Annotated in this window: 15 protein-coding genes and 1 riboswitch; of the genes, 7 read left to right on the top strand and 8 right to left on the bottom strand. The window is 39.6% G+C overall.

Translation table 11 applies throughout. The features are described 5' to 3' along the window. The first annotated feature begins 55 nt into the window (after nucleotides 1-55). A riboswitch (cobalamin riboswitch) is annotated at nucleotides 56-303 on the top strand. A 65-nt stretch (nucleotides 304-368) separates the two neighbouring features. The 6 genes from ACOI22_RS07450 (at nucleotide 369) to ACOI22_RS07475 (ending at nucleotide 8121) form a co-directional block, all read left to right on the top strand. Further along, the gene (locus tag ACOI22_RS07450; RefSeq protein WP_420671391.1) at nucleotides 369-2267 is read left to right on the top strand and encodes a TonB-dependent receptor plug domain-containing protein; all 1899 of its coding nucleotides are present in this window, start codon (nucleotides 369-371) and stop codon (nucleotides 2265-2267) included. A gap of 137 nt (nucleotides 2268-2404) precedes the next feature. After that, the gene (locus tag ACOI22_RS07455; RefSeq protein WP_420671392.1) at nucleotides 2405-3031 is read left to right on the top strand and encodes a thiol:disulfide interchange protein DsbA/DsbL; all 627 of its coding nucleotides are present in this window, start codon (nucleotides 2405-2407) and stop codon (nucleotides 3029-3031) included. Between the two features lie 408 nt (nucleotides 3032-3439). Next, complete coding sequence (locus ACOI22_RS07460) at nucleotides 3440-4432, top strand: polysaccharide deacetylase family protein (RefSeq protein ID WP_420671393.1); 993 nt, start codon at nucleotides 3440-3442, stop codon at nucleotides 4430-4432. Continuing rightward, complete coding sequence (locus tag ACOI22_RS07465; protein WP_420671394.1) at nucleotides 4432-5589, top strand: glycosyltransferase family 4 protein; 1158 nt, start codon at nucleotides 4432-4434, stop codon at nucleotides 5587-5589. The genes ACOI22_RS07460 and ACOI22_RS07465 overlap by 1 nt, the downstream gene beginning before the upstream one ends. A gap of 1 nt (nucleotide 5590) precedes the next feature. Beyond that, complete coding sequence (locus tag ACOI22_RS07470) at nucleotides 5591-6763, top strand: glycosyltransferase family 4 protein (protein ID WP_420671395.1); 1173 nt, start codon at nucleotides 5591-5593, stop codon at nucleotides 6761-6763. Further along, nucleotides 6760-8121 carry a putative O-glycosylation ligase, exosortase A system-associated gene (locus ACOI22_RS07475; protein ID WP_420671396.1) on the top strand — a complete coding sequence of 454 codons (1362 nt, stop codon included), beginning with the start codon at nucleotides 6760-6762 and terminating at the stop codon, nucleotides 8119-8121. The genes ACOI22_RS07470 and ACOI22_RS07475 overlap by 4 nt, the downstream gene beginning before the upstream one ends. A 28-nt stretch (nucleotides 8122-8149) precedes the next feature. Here ACOI22_RS07475 and ACOI22_RS07480 read toward each other — a convergent pair whose 3' ends face one another. Genes ACOI22_RS07480 through ACOI22_RS07500 form a run of 5 tightly spaced genes read right to left on the bottom strand, consistent with a single transcriptional unit; the run spans nucleotide 8150 to nucleotide 13880 of the window. Next, a complete protein-coding gene (locus ACOI22_RS07480) occupies nucleotides 8150-8848 on the bottom strand; it encodes a sugar phosphate nucleotidyltransferase (protein WP_420671397.1) in 699 nt (232 codons plus the stop codon). Nucleotides 8849-8858: 10 nt separating this feature from the next. Beyond that, nucleotides 8859-9458 carry a D-sedoheptulose-7-phosphate isomerase gene (locus ACOI22_RS07485; RefSeq protein ID WP_420671398.1) on the bottom strand — a complete coding sequence of 200 codons (600 nt, stop codon included), beginning with the start codon at nucleotides 9456-9458 and terminating at the stop codon, nucleotides 8859-8861. Further along, complete coding sequence (locus tag ACOI22_RS07490) at nucleotides 9446-10489, bottom strand: dehydrogenase (protein WP_420671399.1); 1044 nt, start codon at nucleotides 10487-10489, stop codon at nucleotides 9446-9448. Before ACOI22_RS07490 ends, ACOI22_RS07485 begins: the two co-directional genes overlap by 13 nt. Continuing rightward, on the bottom strand, nucleotides 10486-11421 hold the full coding sequence (locus ACOI22_RS07495; protein ID WP_420671400.1) for an NAD-dependent epimerase/dehydratase family protein: 936 nt from the start codon (nucleotides 11419-11421) through the stop codon (nucleotides 10486-10488). Before ACOI22_RS07495 ends, ACOI22_RS07490 begins: the two co-directional genes overlap by 4 nt. Then, nucleotides 11415-13880 carry a hypothetical protein gene (locus ACOI22_RS07500; RefSeq protein WP_420671401.1) on the bottom strand — a complete coding sequence of 822 codons (2466 nt, stop codon included), beginning with the start codon at nucleotides 13878-13880 and terminating at the stop codon, nucleotides 11415-11417. Before ACOI22_RS07500 ends, ACOI22_RS07495 begins: the two co-directional genes overlap by 7 nt. A 317-nt stretch (nucleotides 13881-14197) precedes the next feature. Between ACOI22_RS07500 and ACOI22_RS07505 the strand changes: the two genes are divergently transcribed. Continuing rightward, nucleotides 14198-15217, top strand: coding sequence for a diguanylate cyclase (locus ACOI22_RS07505; RefSeq protein ID WP_420671402.1), 1020 nt, complete (start codon nucleotides 14198-14200; stop codon nucleotides 15215-15217). 38 nt (nucleotides 15218-15255) lie between these two features. Here the strand turns inward: ACOI22_RS07505 and ACOI22_RS07510 are convergent, their stop codons facing one another. The 3 genes from ACOI22_RS07510 to rlmE all read right to left on the bottom strand — a co-directional run bounded on the left by ACOI22_RS07510 (nucleotide 15256) and on the right by rlmE (nucleotide 17921). Continuing rightward, nucleotides 15256-16821 carry a SulP family inorganic anion transporter gene (locus ACOI22_RS07510; protein WP_420671403.1) on the bottom strand — a complete coding sequence of 522 codons (1566 nt, stop codon included), beginning with the start codon at nucleotides 16819-16821 and terminating at the stop codon, nucleotides 15256-15258. Nucleotides 16822-16924: 103 nt separating this feature from the next. After that, nucleotides 16925-17245, bottom strand: coding sequence for a BolA family protein (locus ACOI22_RS07515; protein ID WP_420671404.1), 321 nt, complete (start codon nucleotides 17243-17245; stop codon nucleotides 16925-16927). Between the two features lie 55 nt (nucleotides 17246-17300). Next, nucleotides 17301-17921 carry a 23S rRNA (uridine(2552)-2'-O)-methyltransferase RlmE gene (gene rlmE / locus ACOI22_RS07520; protein ID WP_420671405.1) on the bottom strand — a complete coding sequence of 207 codons (621 nt, stop codon included), beginning with the start codon at nucleotides 17919-17921 and terminating at the stop codon, nucleotides 17301-17303. Between the last annotated feature and the right edge of the window lie 22 nt (nucleotides 17922-17943).

Consider the following 17943-nt stretch of genomic DNA (forward strand, 5'->3'; position numbering starts at 1 on the left):
TATATGGCAACTCTTTATAGTGTTGCCACGTAAGGTGCTTTTCTAAAAATGTCTAATAATGAGTAATTTAACAGGCATTACGAAGAGGTAAACGGGAAATAGGTGAAATGCCTGTGCTGCCCCCGCAACGGTAAACAATCGAAAGTAAGTATTTCAAACTGATTTTCACATAAACCCGCAGTTTTAATAACTAAAGCGTTTATGCGTCAGCCACTGTTATGTGCTCAACAACAAGCACGTAATGGGAAGGATTAATCAGTTAAATTGTAAGCCCGGATACCGGCCTAACTACAGGTAAACTGTACATAATCAGTACAGCGTTACAATTTTAGCTATTACTCGGGCGGAGTAATATTAAGGACATATAAATGAAAACCTCAATATCTTATATATCAGGCGCGTTACTTACTAGCCTCACTTTTTGCGTAAGCGCACAACAAGCATCCACTATTGAAACAATCACTATAAAAGGTAATAACACACCCGTTCCAACTCCTTTTATAGCCGCTTCAACCAGCGTGATTAACGAGCAAACCATAAAGGCTTCCGGTGCTATAAGCATTACAGACCTTCTTCGCACTGTTGCTGGTGTGAATATCAGCCAATCTGGCGGCTTAGGTAGCTTAAGCGAACTTCGTTTTAGAGGCAGTGAAAGCAACCACGTAATGGTAGTGCTTGATGGCGTAGAACTAAACGATGCCGCCCAAGGAGGCGCCGTCGATTTTTCGCATATTCTATTAAACAATATTGAAAGAATTGAAGTATTGCGCGGTCCGCAAAGTGCATTATGGGGTTCAAATGCTATTGCTGGTGTTATTAGTATTAGCACCAAAAGTGCACAAAGCAAACGCATAAGCCCGTCTGTAGGACTTAAGCTAGGTGACAGGCAAACCTATCAGGCCAATGCCAGTGTTAGCCAGCAATTAAAGTCAATCAGCTATTCCCTTAACGCAAGTACCTTAAAAACCAGCGGGGAAAACATAAGCCGTATAGGCAATGAGGAAGATGGCTACAAAAACACAAGCGTTGGGGGCAAAGTCACTTATAAAATCAATCAAACTAACCAAGTGCGATTTAACGGCCGACTAGTGAACTACGAAAGTGACTTCGATAGCACTGATTTTAGCACCGGCTTGCTAAGTGATGCCGATAACCACACACAGGGCGAACAATTATCTATTGGGCTTGATTGGCATTTCACACCACAAGACCCAAGTGAGATTTATTCACAAAGCCTAGCGTTTCAATATTCTGACCAAAGCAACAAAAATTACGAAAGTGACATTTTGGGTAATACGAGTGAAGCAAGTAAATTACGCGTTCATTGGAACAATCATTTCTCTTTTGGCAAACAAAGTTTTGTCAACCTAGGCCTTGAGGGTGTTGAAGAAGATTTTGAACAAAGCGGACAAGTGATTTTTGGCGATCCGAATCAATCACAATCAGTTGGTAGCTATTCATTTGTGAGTAACGGTTTATACACATTAAGTGATTCAGTTAATCTTAGTGCCAGTGTTCGATTCGACAACAATGACACTTTTGACAACGCAAGCAGTTATCGAGTGGGAAGTACATATATTCTTAACGCTGATTGGCATGCATTTGTAAGCTATGGCAAAGCGGTTAAGAATCCAACGTTTACTGAACGCTTTGGATATTTCCCGTCATCGTTTTTGGGTAACCCTGACTTACGCCCTGAAGAGCAGAAAAGCTTAGAAGCCGGTATTGAAGGAAGGCTTGATACAATATCCATTCAGCTTAGTTGGTTTAAAGCTGAGCTAAAAGATGAAATATTAGGATTTGTTTACGAGCCAATTAGTGGGCAGTTTACAGCCGATAATGCCGATATTGAAAGCGAGCGAGAAGGCTTTGAAATGGCAGTAAATGGCAGTATTCAAAATATTGACTACAAAGCACAATATAGTTACTTAGACGCTAGTGAGAATGCACAAACTGAATTACGCAGAGCGCGCCATACTGGCTCAGTTAGCGTACTTTACAATGTGCATAGTCAGCACGCAGTATACCTACAGGCCGATTACACTGGGGCTCGTACTGATATATTTTACCCACCGTTCCCTGCTGCATCACAACTATTAAGCTTAGATGCACATTGGTTAGTTAGTGCAAACTATCAATATAAGCACAATGAAAATATAACTTTCAGCTTGCGACTTTCAAACCTGTTTAATAAACAGTACGAAGATGTAATAGGATATAGTGCTGAATCAAGCCGAGCCTTGGCAGGCCTTCAGTATACTTGGTAAGTGCTTCAAGTTACCCTTTATATGCAAGCTTTAAACTTGCTTATAAAGGGGCTTATGCTATATCCTTGCCCCAAAATATTGGAACTTTTGATTCTTAATAGGGTCAATCATACGAACAATTACCATAGGAAATTTTAATGACTCGAATAATTGCAGCTCTTTTACTTAGCGTGATGATACCTTTGCAAGCTTGTGCACAAGTTGCATTATGGCAAGAAGGCAAGCACTACAATGTGATTGCAGAAAAAGCTTCAGCAAAACCTGTAGTAAAAGAATTTTTCTCATTTTGGTGCCCAGCTTGTTATCGTTTTGAGCCATTAGTTGAACAAATGAAAGCCGACCTAGGGGATGACGTTAAATTTACTAAAGTACAAGTCAACTTCATGGGTTTCACCAGCGCTGACATTCAAGATGATGCAACGAAAGCGATGATCATGGGCCGCGTAATGAAAATGGAAGATGAAGTAAATAGCGCTATTTTCAACTATATTCATCAGCAAAAAGCAACTATTGGCGGCATGAGTGATTTACGCAGTATATTTATTGTAAATGGTGTAGAACCTGAGAAATTTGATAAAACAGCAGCTAGCTTTAGCATCAATAGCTTAGTCAATCGCAACAATAAAGAAGTTGAAAAATTCAGAGAACATTTAGGTGGCGTACCAAGCTTTATTGTAAATGATAAATATCAGGCTACTTTTACTCGTGACATGTCTACGAGTGATTATGTGTCGCTAATTACTTGGTTAAGCAAACAAAAATAATTTTTTGTGAAACGAACTATAAAAACCAACCTACCAGGTTGGTTTTTTTATAACTGATGAAAACCTTTTCAGTGTTGAATAGACCCTTCGAGTCGGGTATTCTGCATCATTAAATTAAGCTATTTTAACGCCTTGGGTTAATGCTTTTGCAATCCTTCACGATACAGTATTGATATACATGGAATATATCGATTTTTGTATTATGCAAAACCCAATAAAATATATTGCTTGGCTTTGCTATTGAATAATGTAATTTCAACCTGAGCAAATTAGTAAAATGATGAAAGAGAATAACATGGACGATTTTGGCAGTACTCAAATAAAATCAAGTATTTATGTTCAGCAGGTAATAATGACAAACACACAATTTGTAGGCAATAAATGTGTTGTGATTAGCGAGACTTACCCATGAGTGATTTTAGTCAAAATTGTATTGAGCTTACCGATAAATTATCTCAGTTATTGGTGTCTAATCGTAAGCAAAAATTACTTGTCTTGATCTACCATCAGGTGTTTAAAGAGCTCAACCCTTATTTTCCAACTGAGCCTGATATCAGCATCTTCGAACAGCAGATGAAAACGGTTAGCGCTCATTTTAACGTTTTGCTCTTAAGTGATGCGCTAAAACAGCTTAAAAACGGCACTCTTCCACCTAAATCAATAGCGATTACCTTTGATGACGGCTACCAAAATTGCCGAAAAAATGCGCTGCCTATTTTGAATAAGTTTGCACTTCCTGCAACCTTGTTTATTCCAACTGACGCAATGGATGAAGGCGTTATGTGGAACGACAAATTATTCCAAATAATCCATAAAACCACATCACCAAGCTTGGTGCTCGAAAACATTAGCTATGATTTATCTTCGGTTAAATATAAAATTAAAGCGTTTCATGATTTAAACTCAGAACTTAAATTTATGCTACCCGATGATAGAAACGCCTTTATTGCTAAGTTATCTGATGCACTGAACGTAAATTCGTTTACGCGCGTTATTATGGCGCCTGAGGAAGTCGCTCAAATTAAAAATCAACGCGTGGAAATAGGTTCTCATTCTAAATCTCACCCTATATTTTCAATGCTTGACGACAAAGGCGCCACCTTCGAATTTATAAGTAGCCATGAAAAGCTAACGCAAGTTATTAAAGATGATGTAAAAGGCTTTGCTTACCCAAATGGTAAGTATGTGCGAGATTTTACAGATGAAACCCTTAGCGCAATAAACAAGACCCCATACGAATACGCAGTTACAACCAATTGGGGAATAGTGACACCGCAAACTAACCAACATAAAATCCCTCGTTTCACCCCGTGGGATAATACACCTTATAAATTTTATCTACGATTACTCAGTAAATTCATTTTTCCTTCAAGTATCGTGAACAAGGATGTAAAAAAGTAGTGAAGATCATAATTGATGCAAGAACCGTTTTTGCAAAAGCTCGCCGAGGAACCGGAAAGAACTTGGTAGATTTGTATGCGCAAATTGAACAAAAACGCCCTAACTGGGATATTGAGTTTTGTTATTCAAAAGGGTTTGATAGCTATGGAAGTGATTTAAACTTTAAACGCATTAAGCTTTCCCCCATGTTAGACGTGGGTAATCGCTTCAAACTTTGGCAAGATTATTTTTTCCCTCTACGTGGTAAGCTAAAAGGGGCAAATATATTGCATTGCCCAGCTCAAACCAGCCCTAAACTAATCGGCTCTCCAACCATAGTAACTATTCACGACATTATTCCGCTTAGAATGGACGATGGAATGCCTGAAGCAGAGAAACAAGTCCTAGAGAATAATATTAAGCACTCCCTAAATAAAGCAAAGGCCATTATTACCGTTTCTCAATACAGTAAGAACGACATACTGGATTATTTTGGCCAGCAATATGAAGATAAGATCAAAGTTGTTCATTGGGCGCCAGAAGGTAAACTCCTTAGCCCGCCCACTCAAGAAACACAGAACAAGGTATTACAAGAATACAAATTACTTAATGGGCAAGACTTTGTGCAAAATGGGCAGCCCCCTCCTTTCTTTTTTAGCCTGGGAGCGGCATCACCACGAAAAAATACAGAAAAATTACTCAAGGCGTTTGCTGCGTTTTGTGAAATAAACAAAGAATGGAAACTGTTGCTCGGCGGAATTCAAGAGGGTGCAAAAGCAAAATTTGCACAACAAATTGAAGCGTTGGGCCTTAGCGATAGAGTATCGTTAAATGGCTTTTTACCAGAGGCGCATATGCCACAACTATACTTCGCTTGTGACGCATTTATCTTTCCATCCTTGTATGAAGGTTTTGGACTTCCCGTTATTGATGCCTTTGCTAGCAACTCACCATTGATTGTTTCTAATGTAACCTCTTTACCTGAAGTAGCAGGCGATGCAGCCATGTTTTTTGACCCCGAATCAGTAGAAAGTATGGCCAGTAGTTTTGTTGAGGTCGCGGCCAGCGAAACGCTTAGGCAATCAATGATAGAAGCCGGTCATAAACGTTTAGAGCAGTTTTCGTGGAATAATACTGCCAATCAAGTCATTGAAATTTTTGAGCAGGTTAGCCAATAAGATGAAAATATTATTGATGACCGATGCCCTACCTTTTCCACTTGATCATGGTCTAAAGCTACGCGTTTTTAATTTTTGCAGAGAACTTTATAAAATTCATGAAATAGATCTGCTTTGTTACGACACTTCCCCGTTGCCCGAAGAGCTAGCTCCATTATTTCACCGGGTATTTCAATTTGAAAAACCGAAAGCAAACGACACGAGCAACAACATTGTACACAAAGTGCTAAATCCATTTTCCTATGAAGGCTTAGTTCGAAGTAGCGAGGATGCAAAGCTCAGTTTTCCAAATTTGATTAACGAATATGAATATGATCTTATTTGGGTGTATCGAGGCATGATGACTACCCTGCCTGAAAAACTAAACACACCTGTAGTAGCTGATATTATAGATGACTACATGCTTGATTATTGGAGGCGCCTGAAAGCCGCCACCAAATTAGTAGATAAAGCAAAATACTACAAGTGGTATAAAACGGTGTGTAGTTATGAACGAGAAGTGTTTAGCCGAGCAACGCGCTTAGTATTCGCGTCAAGCCCTGATGCAGAGGCATGTGCGCGCCAGCTCAAACACACGCCATGTGATGTGGTAAGTAACGGCGTTGATGTAAATTATTACAACGCGCTTGAAGGCATACAAAAAGACCCTAATCTCATAGTGTTTGAGGGTAAAATGGACTTCGCGCCTAATGAAGATGGTATGTTGTTTTTTTGCGAAGAAGTCTTTCCAAAAATACTTAAAATTCGCCCGCAAACAAAGCTAAGAATAGTGGGTAAAAATCCCACGCCAGCAATTTCAGCATTGGCGTCACCGAATATTGAGGTAACCGGATTTGTTGACGACGTACGAACATATGTGCAAGAGGCTTCTGTATTTGTTTGTCCGCTTCGTTTTGGAAGTGGCGTAAAGAATAAAATTTTACAGGCATGGTCTTTAGGGATGCCAGTAGTAGGCACCACTAAAACCACTGGTGGCATAAATGCTATTGATGGCCAAAATATGCTAATTGAGGATGACGCTAGCCAATTTGCGATAAAAGTATGTGACTTACTTGATGATACCAATATGCAAGCAAAGCTAGGCGCGAATGCAAGACGCGATATAGTGGCTGATTTTTCATGGCAAACAAAATCAAAAGAGTTGAATGCTTTGTTTGAAGAGGCAGTTCGGTGAGAGACTTACTAATACTCGTAATATTAATAGTCGCCCTATTTTGGACGTTTAAGCGTCCTTGGATAGGGATTATGACATGGAACTGGATAAGTTTGATGACACCTCACAGAATGACGTGGGGCTTCATGTTTGGTATGCCAGCTGCCGCTATGACATTTGCTGCACTATTTGTATCATTGTTTATTAATAATAAGCCCAATGACAAGATGCCATTTTACTTCAATTTTCAAGTTGTTCTAATGGTTCTGCTTCTGCTCCACTGCTTAATCACAACGCTAAACGCTTGGATGCCCGAGCAAGCCATGGAGCAGTGGATAGCTTTTTTAAAGATAGCCCTTCTTGCTACCATTTCAACTAAGCTAATTTTCGGTCCGCACAAAATATATTGGTATGTTGCCATCATTGGCTTATCAATCGGTTTGTTAGGCGTAAAAGGCGGCCTCTTTACCTTATCAACAGGTGGTTCTTTCCGTGCACAGGGCCCCAGAACAAGCTTTTTATTCGACAACAACCACTTTGCACTAGGCTTGAATATGGTCTTGCCCTTTTTATTCGTATTAATTAAAAATAGAATGAATGTAGGGAAATGGAACAAGATGTATAGAATACTTTTGTGGGTGACGTTCATAATGACCATCATTTGCATTCCATTTACCTACTCTAGAGGCGGCTTCATTGGTTTAGCTATTATAGTATTGTACAGCGCGTTTCAAAGCAGACACCGACTCAAGTTTTTTACGTTTCTGTTTGTCAGTATTATTATTGCCATTCCGTTTTTACCAGAGAAGCTAACCAATCGACTGGATACAATCAATACCTACAATGAAGATAGCTCGGCGAACCAAAGATTCCAGGCTTGGGACATTGCCTACAACATTGCAAAGGAAAACCCCATTACAGGTGCGGGATACCATTATTACAGAGTAGGGTCTGCTATTTGGCTATCATACGCGTCTGAGCAACGCGAGGGGATGTATTTTCAGCAATCAAGAGCCGTACACAGTATTTATTTTCAAATGATGGGGCAACATGGTTTTGTTGGTTTAGCGCTGTTTTTAACTTTACTGATATCAAGCTATTTCAGGTTCTTAGCCTTGGAAAAACACTTTAAGAAACGAAAGAATCAACTGTACAGTGATATATGTGTAGCAGGTAAGCTGTCTCTCACCGTATTCTCTATTTCAGGCGCATTGTTGAACGCGGCTTTCTTTGACCTCTTTTACATGATCGTGATTCTGTCAGCCTTATTGCATAGGGAGTCTAAGAACCCAAGTTTGTACGAGAATATAGATATTAACAGTGATGGTAAATCTGAAGGCGAGGAAGCTGTGCAAATTACAGCAAAATCATCTAAATGATGACTTTGCTGTAAGTTTATTAAAACAACTAAGCAAAATCCCGTTTTGCACGGGCCAAGTCGGCGGGTATACCAATATCTATAAAATATCCATCGGCTTGGGCAAAACTGAAATTGCCCTGCCCTACATATTTCTCTAAATAATCTTTCTCAAATGAATACACGCCGTCAATCTCGTCAAGCTTACATTGCGCGTTATCTATTAAGTATATACCCGAGTTAATACTACCTGAGGCACCTGATTGCTTTTCAGCAAAGCCCGTTAGCATGTTTTCATGAGTTTCAACTCGCCCATAGCGATCAGTATCATCCATATAACGAGTCAGCATTGTTAAATGTGCGTGCTGGCGAGTGTGTATGCTTAGCATTTTGGCTAAATCAAACTCTACGCTAGTGTCACCATTAACCACCAAGTAATGTTGATGCTTTAGCTTGTCGCAACGAATCGCATTACTTATGCCGCCTCCGGTTCCAAGCGGATCATCTTCAATTGCGTATTGAATATGTAAACTCTTATACTGTTTCCCGAAATGCTCAATAAATTGCTCTTTTAAGAACGACAGCGAGAAAATAGCCTGCTCAACGCCTTGTTCTATTAAGGCGTCTAATACAAACTCCAAAAACGGCCGCCCAGCAACGTCAACCAAAGGCTTTGGAGTGCTTTTAGTGATATCACCTAAGCGAGTTCCAAAACCACCCGCTAACACAATTGCACAAGGCTTAGTCATAAAAACTCACTTATTTATTGGCAGGGTCGTATTCGGGGAAAAACATTTTTTCAACAAAGGCACATAACATATGACCCACTAAAATGTGCGCTTCTTGAATACGAGGAGTATGAGTACTCGGCATCGACAAACATAAATCAGCCAAGTCTTGAATTTTGCCGCCAGCGCCTGCAAGACCAATGGTAAATACGCCCATTTTTTTCGCTTCTTCAAATGCTTTAAGCACGTTTTTAGAATTCCCTGAAGTACTTAAGCCTATAAACACATCGCCCTCAACCGCATTGGCTTGAATTTGCCTAGAAAACAAGTTTTCAAATCCGTAGTCATTGCCAATAGCAGTTAGAATTGACGTATCAGTAGTTAGCGCCAAAGACGGTAAGCCAGGGCGATCAAATTCGAAACGACTTACAAATTCTGCTGCGATGTGCTGTGCGTCTGCGGCACTTCCGCCATTCCCAGCAATAATGACCTTGCGGCCTTTTTTATGGGCGTTGTAACAAATTTGCCCAGCTTTAAGTATTTTTTCAAGCAATTCATCTGACGCCAATATTTTCTTTTTAATGTCGATTGAATCTTCAATGTGTTGCTTAAAGTAATTTATATTTTCCACGTTTGTGTACCTTCATTTGTAAACTTAAATCGATAGAATTCGCCTTGGCTATCTTTTAGTGCATTAATAACATCGAGGCGCTTGGTAGGCTCTACAAACATCATTATAAAACCGCCACCACCTGCACCTGAGACCTTCATAGAAATAGCCCCGGCTTGCGCTGAAAGCGTCTCTATTTCATCTATGTAATCATTGCTAATAGATGAAGAAGTTGATTTTTTTGCCATCCATGCGGTTTTAAACGATTGTGCCATTTCAGATATATTAGACATAAGTAATTGCTCTTTTAGCTCATACGCTAATTCTTTTACTTTATGCATAGCTTCTAGAGGCTTTTTGTCTGCTGACGAGGTGGTTTTAACCTGATCGTCTATAATCTTGGCTGAAGAGCGTGAAATGCCTGTGTAATAAAGCATAATATAGCTTTCGAGCTCATTTATAATTTGGTCTTTTATGCGCAGCGGGTTAACTATGACCTTGTCTCCGTCATAAAACTCCATAAAATTAAACCCGCCAAATGTTGTAGCGTATTGGTCTTGTTTACCCCCTGATAAAGCTAAATCTTTACGCTCTATGTCATAAGCTAATTTGGCTAAGTCATATTCTCCTAAGGGCAAGTTCAACAATTGCTGGAACGCGCCTAAAATCGCAACAACCATAGTGGAGCTTGAGCCTAAACCACTGCCAGGGGGGGCGTCAGAATAAGTCGTAATGTCTACTGCTAGTGGCTTACCACCGCAATAGTCCTTTACTACACGGTTATAAATACCTACATGTAAATCGAGTTGATGACCCAGAGGTAAAACGGCATCAAGCTCATATTCATGCTCAACTTGTAAATCTTTTGCAACAAAGTTAATTTTGTCGCCTTCAGGGTGAAAAACAATTGTGCAGTAGGCGTACATGTCTATGGTTACATTTAAAACGCAACCACCAAACTCTTCTGAATATGGGGAAACATCAGTCCCGCCGCCGGCTAAACCTAAGCGCAAAGGCGACTTTGACCTTACCGTAATGGCATTGTTTTTCATAAAAGACTCTCAATATAATTAGCGATTTTTTCTTTATTATTTGTCGCCCTATTGGCAATCCACTCGGGCACTTCCATTGCGCAGGTATAAAATTGAAATTTGTTTTGTAAATTTTCAGGGAGCGCAATAGTGGTAACTAAGCCTTGCTCGTCTACATTGTTTTTCTGCGAAAACACTTTCGCTGCAATACCAGCAATTTCATGATGTGATATGGGAGTACCACAACCTGCATTGTATATACCGTTACTGACTTCATCTGAGGAAAATGCTTGCCAAATTATTTCGCATAAATCATCCACATGAATGTAATCACGGTCAATTTGCTCGTCAAACACATCAATAAAGCCTTTGGTTTGCAAAAACTCAGTAAATCTACGCGGGATACTGGCATTGTGACCTTTATGTGATTCGCCTTGACCAAATACATTGAAAAAGCGCAATGAAACCACACGGCTATTAAGCTCGGTAAAGTCATTTGCACGCAAGTAATTATCAAACATCAGTTTGCTCATACCATAAATATTGTGCGGTTTTTCAGAAGCTTTATCTACAAAACAATTTCGAGTTAATCCATATATCGCTGATGTTGAAGCAAAAACAAACGGGACTTTTTGCTGTTTAGCAAATTCAAAGTAGGCTTTAGAATGAACAAAATTATCGTTCATCATAACGCTGAAGTCTTGGCACATTACGTCAGCATTTGCGCCAATATGAAAAATACCCGAAATATTACACTCACTCAGTTTAGTTATAATTGCATCTACACCATCGCGATAATCCAGAAAGTCGTAAATATCTAAACCAACTAAATTACCCCAATGCTCATCGCTTTTAAATGAGTCAATTGCGATAATATCTTGCCTACCGTAGCTATTGAGCAATTTTATCAAATTAGCGCCCACAAATCCGGCCGCTCCCGTCACAACTAGCATTGATTATCTCCGTTATAAACTGCACTTACAAACAAACTAACACTTGTGCCTTTTGTAAAATTAATCGCTTGGCGAGCTGCCGTGTGCGACGCATTTTCAAATACTTTACATTCGCCTTTGCTTGTCATTCTTACCTTTAAAGGCCTTCCCCCCATCATCACTACAACGCTTTTGATGTTGTGATTTAAGGTAATTGTATAATCAATAGTATCATTAGCAAGTAGCACTAATGTGTCACCTACAGAAAAGCTGGCAAGTTTTGGATTGCGCATGTAATACTGCACTGTTTTTTTAATTTCATCTTCAACCCGCGCTTGCAGCACCACAAGCGATTGATAAGTGGGATTTTTCTGGGCATCTAGTAACTCTAAGCGCCACAATGGAAGTTCGTAGAAGCTATCAGACTTCGCTCCTTCATCCATATTCTTGCCGTCAAAGGTATCTTCACTCCCATCTACATCAACATAATATTGGTAATTTGGACCACCTATCAGCTGCAAGGCTGGTTTTATTGGCAGTAACACGTCAGCGTATAGTCTAGAGCCTTTGTTTTGTACTTCAAATTGCGTGGCGTCACTTCTTAATATGCCATTACTAGCGGTACCCACTAACACGTTTTCTTTACCAAACACCTCGGGTTTCGTATAAGTGTGAAATAGTGACTTAACGGTGTAGTCTTTAGATGCCGCTTTAACCGAATCGGCGATTATCAAAGCATCTTCGTTGGGAAGATAAACGAGTTGGCGGATTGCTTCTTCAGCCTTTGTATTGCCACCAATCAGCGAGCGATCATTATATGCAGGAGCAATATCAACTGAAATTGATTGAATATCATTTTGTGCAAAATTTTCATCAAGTAAATTTACCGAGTAAAAATCGCCCTTTTCTGTAATATTCTCAAGCCACTCTTGGTAACTACTTATTGAACTGCCCGTTGGCATAATCACTCGCTGACCACCGTCATTAATGTCCGAACTCACAATGCTGTTGTGTTCATCCTCCTGCATAATTAGCAGGCTGTTTTTAGCAACCGTTCTAACGTAGTAGTTTAAACGGTGTTCTGAGGTATAAGCACCATAAGTACCTGAGTTTGAAATAAGGGGGGCCCCTTTAAAGAGCGTAAAATGGCCCGCATCATAATGCTGATGGTGAGTAAATACATTGCTTGCTCTGAAACTTATAAACGTATCATCTTTTCCCCAACCTGAGCGCATAACTGCATGGTTGGCATACCCTTTCCCAAATAACCTTGCGTTTGGTAATAATCCTTCAAAATCAGATAAATGTTGCTCAGGGCCTTTTAACACTGCACTTGTTTGAACGTAAGATTCAGGTGATATAAAGTAAGGAGTCATCCATCGATAGTCGCGAAAATAAGAGGCCCGTGGATGCAATTTTTTTAACCAATTTGAGTACATCAGAATAGGAACATCACCCGTTACTTTAGCAATAACATCGATTACTTTTCTCGTTTCTTCTTTTAAATCTATTCGGCTGCCTTCATCAGCATAGCCTTCAATCTGGTTATCAGGCCGGGTCAAATATATGTGTGCATACCCTATATTGAGAAGTAATTGATAGGCCCTGTCTTTTTGATCACTGGTGGGATGATTTACCATCGCAGCTAATCCTAGTACAACAAGATGCGCCCTATTCTGAATCCAGTAGTTATATCCTTCAGGCCAAGTACCTGAAGCTTCCACTGCGTTCATTAAATCTAAAAAATGACCATACGCCCTAGAGTACAAAACTTTATTGTTTGGTTTATCTAAATCTAAGACCGAGGCTAATAAAAATGCGGTAGACGCTAGAGATGCGCGCCCGTGCCATAAGGATGCCGACTCCCTATCGAGTTTTTTAAGATATATCTCTAGAACCACAGCAATTCTATCGTCAATCTGATTAACAGTGTTGCTATCAAACTTAGCTACTGCTCTTGCGATATCGTAGATGAAGGCGAAACTCCACCCGTTACCATAATATCCAGATTCTTTTGGCTCATCTAAAGTGAAGTCTATTAATCCGCTTTTCAAGTTTTCAAATGCACTGTAATCAGACTCACCGTAATATAGAAAACATGCCAGCTTATTATAATAATTTACGCTTTCACAATTGAGATAGAGCCGTTCTTTTCTTTCTTTGAGAATATCAAAATGACGAATAAAATATTCGTGAGGATTTTCAACAACGCTGTATTCTTTGTTTAAAATACGAGGGTAAGTTTGATTAAGCGCTAAATATTGGTAGCGGGTAGTGTATTTTGCTTGTGAACTTAAAAGCTCGTCATTCTCTTGAGTGATACCTGATTTACTAGCAACTTTATTAATAAACTCTGTTGGGCTTAAATTTGTTTGCTTGTAAAACAAATAAGCCCCTATTAAGGCAACGGTTACACTTATTAAACCAACGCTGCTAAAAAGATATAACATCCATTTTGATAATGTCCCTTTACTGCTCATTAGCATCTCTCTTTGCATAATTACATTTCTGTAATCGTTTTAAATTTAGTAAGTTTTGCACACGTAAGGATACAAGCCCATATTAAGGGGATGATCTTACAAAATAAACACAATAACAAGCTATACTTATTTGAAGTTCACTTATAAAAGCTTGCTTAAGTTGGCTATTTATTGTTCTAATAAAGCGATTTAGTGAAGTCGCCAATGATGAAAACAGACACATTGGCTCAGGATTTATTTTATAGGTCGATAAATAACAATCAAATATGATTTCATTCCTATGCTTTTTAAATGCTAAATAAAGAACATATAAAAAAATGAGGCAAGCCAATTTGTGGGCAACAGAATTTGAATATCGCCGCACTTTACTAAAAGTTTTATTACTTATTATTGTTGTGGTGGGTGCTATATTTACAATACACAATTGGTCAGTAGGTTTGTATATTCTAGCAATTGTGGAATTTGCTACCATATGCTTTGCTATGGGCGTATTGTCGATACATAAGACGTCTAAAAACATTCATTTTTGGGCATCAGCTTTTTTAGCGACCTTATACTTGGTTATCCTTTTCGGTGTATATGCATCCAAATTTTCAGCCTCGCTTTATTCTTGGTTATTTATAATTCCTGTTTTATCGTATTTGTTGCTCGGCACCAAGCGAGGCAACATCTTTAGCGCCGTTTTTGTTAGCCTTGGGATTGCCGTTTTGTATGCTAAACATATAAATAGTGACGGCGCAGTGCCTTTTATCGCCATACTTAATATACTGTTTTGCATACTAGCCATTTGGGGGCTTTCATACACCTATGAGTCAAAAAGAGCGTCTATGGTAAAACAGCTTCAAAATGCAGCCGCGTTGGACCCATTGACTAATTTATATAACCGTTTGAATTTTGAATCTATCTTTTCGTCACTATGTCAACGCGCCCATAAAGAAGATACAGGGGTGGCTATGCTCCTACTAGACCTAGACCATTTTAAAAGTATTAATGACCAGTTTGGACATATTATTGGTGATAAGGTGTTAAAAGAAGTGTCGAGCCGCATCACGAATTTTAAAGGCAATTATGATTGTGCTTTTCGTTTAGGCGGTGAAGAATTTTGCTTGCTTATATTTGATACCAAGGAGCCTTTAACGTCACAAGTAGCGGAAAACTTGCGTAAAGCGATCATGTCCAGTATGGAAATAGATGGTCATCAATTAAGTGTTAAGGTAAGTATTGGCGTATCACACTGGACTAATGACGATAGTCATTTATCGCAAGTGTATCAACTAGCCGACGAACGTCTTTATAAAGCAAAAAGCATGGGGCGTAACACGGTTGTAAGTAGCTAAGCCAGTATTAAAATTATTCTGACTTAGCTTTATCTTACTTATCCGAGGGAGTCTGTGGCGACCTTGTAACGCGGATCTTCGTTTACATTGATTTCAACATAACGGCCTGCCTTTTTAAGCAAGATTCTACATTCAGGGCTAATGTGCCTAATGTGTAATGTTTTGCCGTTTTCTTGGTATTTGTCAGCCAAATTATCTAAGGCATCAATACCTGATGAATCCCAAATACGAGACTCGTTAAAGTCGATTACAACGTCTTCTGGATCGTTCTGCACGTCAAATAAATCTTTAAAATGAGATACCGAACCAAAGAACAGCGGGCCTTCTAAATCATAGACCTTCCAACCATCTTTATCAGTATGAGAGCGAACCATAATATGAGTCGCATGTTTCCAAGCAAATACAAGTGCTGAAACAATAACACCCACCACTACTGCAACGGCTAAATCTGCAATTACCGTAACCGCAGTTACTAAAAATAGTACAAACGCATCTTCTTTGTTCACGCCACGTATAATTCTAAATGAGGCCCATTCAAAGGTACCAATAACGACTACAAACATTACCCCTACCAATGCTGCCAGTGGGATCATTTCAATTAGAGGTGCAGCAAATAAGATAAATGCAAGCAACACTAAAGCTGCTGTTATACCTGACAAACGTCCGCGGCCACCTGAATTAATGTTGATCATGCTTTGGCCAATCATGGCGCAACCGCCCATACCACCAAAAAAGCCGTTAACCGTATTAGCAACACCTTGGCCAACACATTCTTTGTTGCCTTTCCCGCGAGTATCGGTCATTTCATCAATTAAGGTTAGAGTAAGTAATGACTCAATTAAGCCCACTAAAGCCAAAATAATACTGGTAGGTAAAATAATGTAAAAAGTTTCTAGTGAAAACGGTACCATTGGGATAGAGAAGCTAGGCAATTCACCCGCTAAAGAAGCGCTATCACGCTGGTCTGCTGGTAGCATATCGCGAACATAATCAATTACCGTACGAGCTTCTAAATCTAGAAAAGTCACTAACAAAGTAACGGTTACTATGGCAACAAGTGAAGCTGGAATAGCGGTGGTTAGCTTAGGTAATAGATAAATAATTGCCATAGTTAGCGCAATTAAGCCAGCCATCATATAAAGGGCCGTACCACTCATCCATTCCCACTCACCTTGAGCATTGAGCACTTCAAATTGTCCTAGCTGCGCAAGAAAGATTACAATAGCTAAACCGTTCACAAAACCTAACATTACAGGGTATGGAACCAACCGGATAAACTTACCCATTTTAAATATGCCAAAGGATATTTGGATTAACCCCGCCAGTACCACCGCGGCAAATAAATACTGCACTCCATGATTCATAACAAGCGCAACCATTACCACGGCCATTGCGCCAGTAGCGCCTGATATCATGCCCGGTCGCCCGCCAATTGCTGAAGTAATTAAACCCATCATAAATGCTGCATACAAGCCAACCATTGGTTCAACACCGGCTACAAACGCAAACGCAACGGCTTCCGGCACTAATGCCAAAGCCACTGTTATGCCTGATAAAACGTCATTTTTGACGTTCCCTTGGGCACCATTAAAATTATTAAACATTACTTTTCCACTAGGTTGTAAATATTAGATCATAAATTGGCGCGAGTGTAACAGATGCCAATGCACAATTCTTTTAACAAAATGTAAATTACACTTGCATGTATTATTTTTTACCGCCGCCTAAACAATTTGGCGAATCTGGGCTTATGCCTTGCTTCTTTTCCCAGCCTTCTTGAGTAAATGCATGAATAGCTAAAGCATGCACAGGGCCTGCTAATTCATCTTCAAGCGCGGTGTTAATAGCACGATGGCGCTGCAACAAACGCAAGCCCTCAAAGGCATCGCTCACTACCGTTACTTTAAAATGTGTTTCAGAATTAGCTGGAACATTGTGCATATGACTCTCATTTAGCACTTCTAAATAAAGTGGTGAAAAAGCTTCTTGCAATTTGTCATGTATGCTTACTTGAATGGTTTGACTCACAAATTAACTCTCTTAGGTTTAAAATAATTCTAAATGTTGCGTATAGCGCTTAGTGTTAGCCTTTAAATCCTTTGGCTACAATATAAACTTCGCGGGAACGTGGCCTTGAAGCCTCTGGCTTTCTTACCAGTACTTTATCAAATGAAGTGCGTACATCTTTTACATATTCTTCGTAGCCTACACCTTGAAAAACCTTTGCACAAAAACTACCGCCTGGCTTAAGTACGTTTCTAGCCATATCTAGCGCTAGTTCTACTAAATAGATTGACGAGTATTGATCAGTCGTGTTTACGCCACTCATGTTAGGTGCCATATCAGACACCACCACATCAGCTTTATTGCCGTTAAGTTCATGCAGAATTTCGTTGTAAACACTTTCTTCGGTAAAATCACCTTGCACAAATGTAACGCCAGCAATCCCGTCCATAGGTAAAATGTCGGATGCAATTACGGTACCTGCATTGCCTACCCATGGCGCCACTATTTGTGACCAGCCCCCGGGCGCTGATCCTAAGTCCATTACTACATTGCCAGGCTTTATTAACTTATCTTTTTCGTTAATTTCAATTAACTTATAGCTGGCGCGCGATCGGTAACCATCGGCCTTGGCTCTTTTTACATATGGGTCATTAACGTGTTCGTCTAACCATTTTTTACTGGTTTTGGATCGGGCCATGTATTGATTCTGCCATTTACCT

It is taken from the genome of Glaciecola sp. 2405UD65-10, from assembly GCF_048820975.1.
Classification (GTDB): Bacteria; Pseudomonadota; Gammaproteobacteria; order Enterobacterales; family Alteromonadaceae; genus Glaciecola.

Excerpts from the sequence above, each read along its gene's own strand:
- ACOI22_RS07455 (WP_420671392.1), top strand. The coding sequence starts at position 2,405 with ATGACTCGAATAATTGCAGCTCTTTTACTTAGCGTGATGATACCTTTG.
- ACOI22_RS07480 (WP_420671397.1), bottom strand. The coding sequence starts at position 8,848 with ATGACTAAGCCTTGTGCAATTGTGTTAGCGGGTGGTTTTGGAACTCGC.
- rlmE (WP_420671405.1), bottom strand. The coding sequence starts at position 17,921 with ATGGCCCGATCCAAAACCAGTAAAAAATGGTTAGACGAACACGTTAAT.
- ACOI22_RS07490 (WP_420671399.1), bottom strand. The coding sequence starts at position 10,489 with ATGAAAAACAATGCCATTACGGTAAGGTCAAAGTCGCCTTTGCGCTTA.
- ACOI22_RS07450 (WP_420671391.1), top strand. The coding sequence starts at position 369 with ATGAAAACCTCAATATCTTATATATCAGGCGCGTTACTTACTAGCCTC.
- ACOI22_RS07470 (WP_420671395.1), top strand. The coding sequence starts at position 5,591 with ATGAAAATATTATTGATGACCGATGCCCTACCTTTTCCACTTGATCAT.
- ACOI22_RS07505 (WP_420671402.1), top strand. The coding sequence starts at position 14,198 with ATGAGGCAAGCCAATTTGTGGGCAACAGAATTTGAATATCGCCGCACT.
- ACOI22_RS07460 (WP_420671393.1), top strand. The coding sequence starts at position 3,440 with ATGAGTGATTTTAGTCAAAATTGTATTGAGCTTACCGATAAATTATCT.
- ACOI22_RS07495 (WP_420671400.1), bottom strand. The coding sequence starts at position 11,421 with ATGCTAGTTGTGACGGGAGCGGCCGGATTTGTGGGCGCTAATTTGATA.
- ACOI22_RS07510 (WP_420671403.1), bottom strand. The coding sequence starts at position 16,821 with ATGTTTAATAATTTTAATGGTGCCCAAGGGAACGTCAAAAATGACGTT.
- ACOI22_RS07500 (WP_420671401.1), bottom strand. The coding sequence starts at position 13,880 with ATGAGCAGTAAAGGGACATTATCAAAATGGATGTTATATCTTTTTAGC.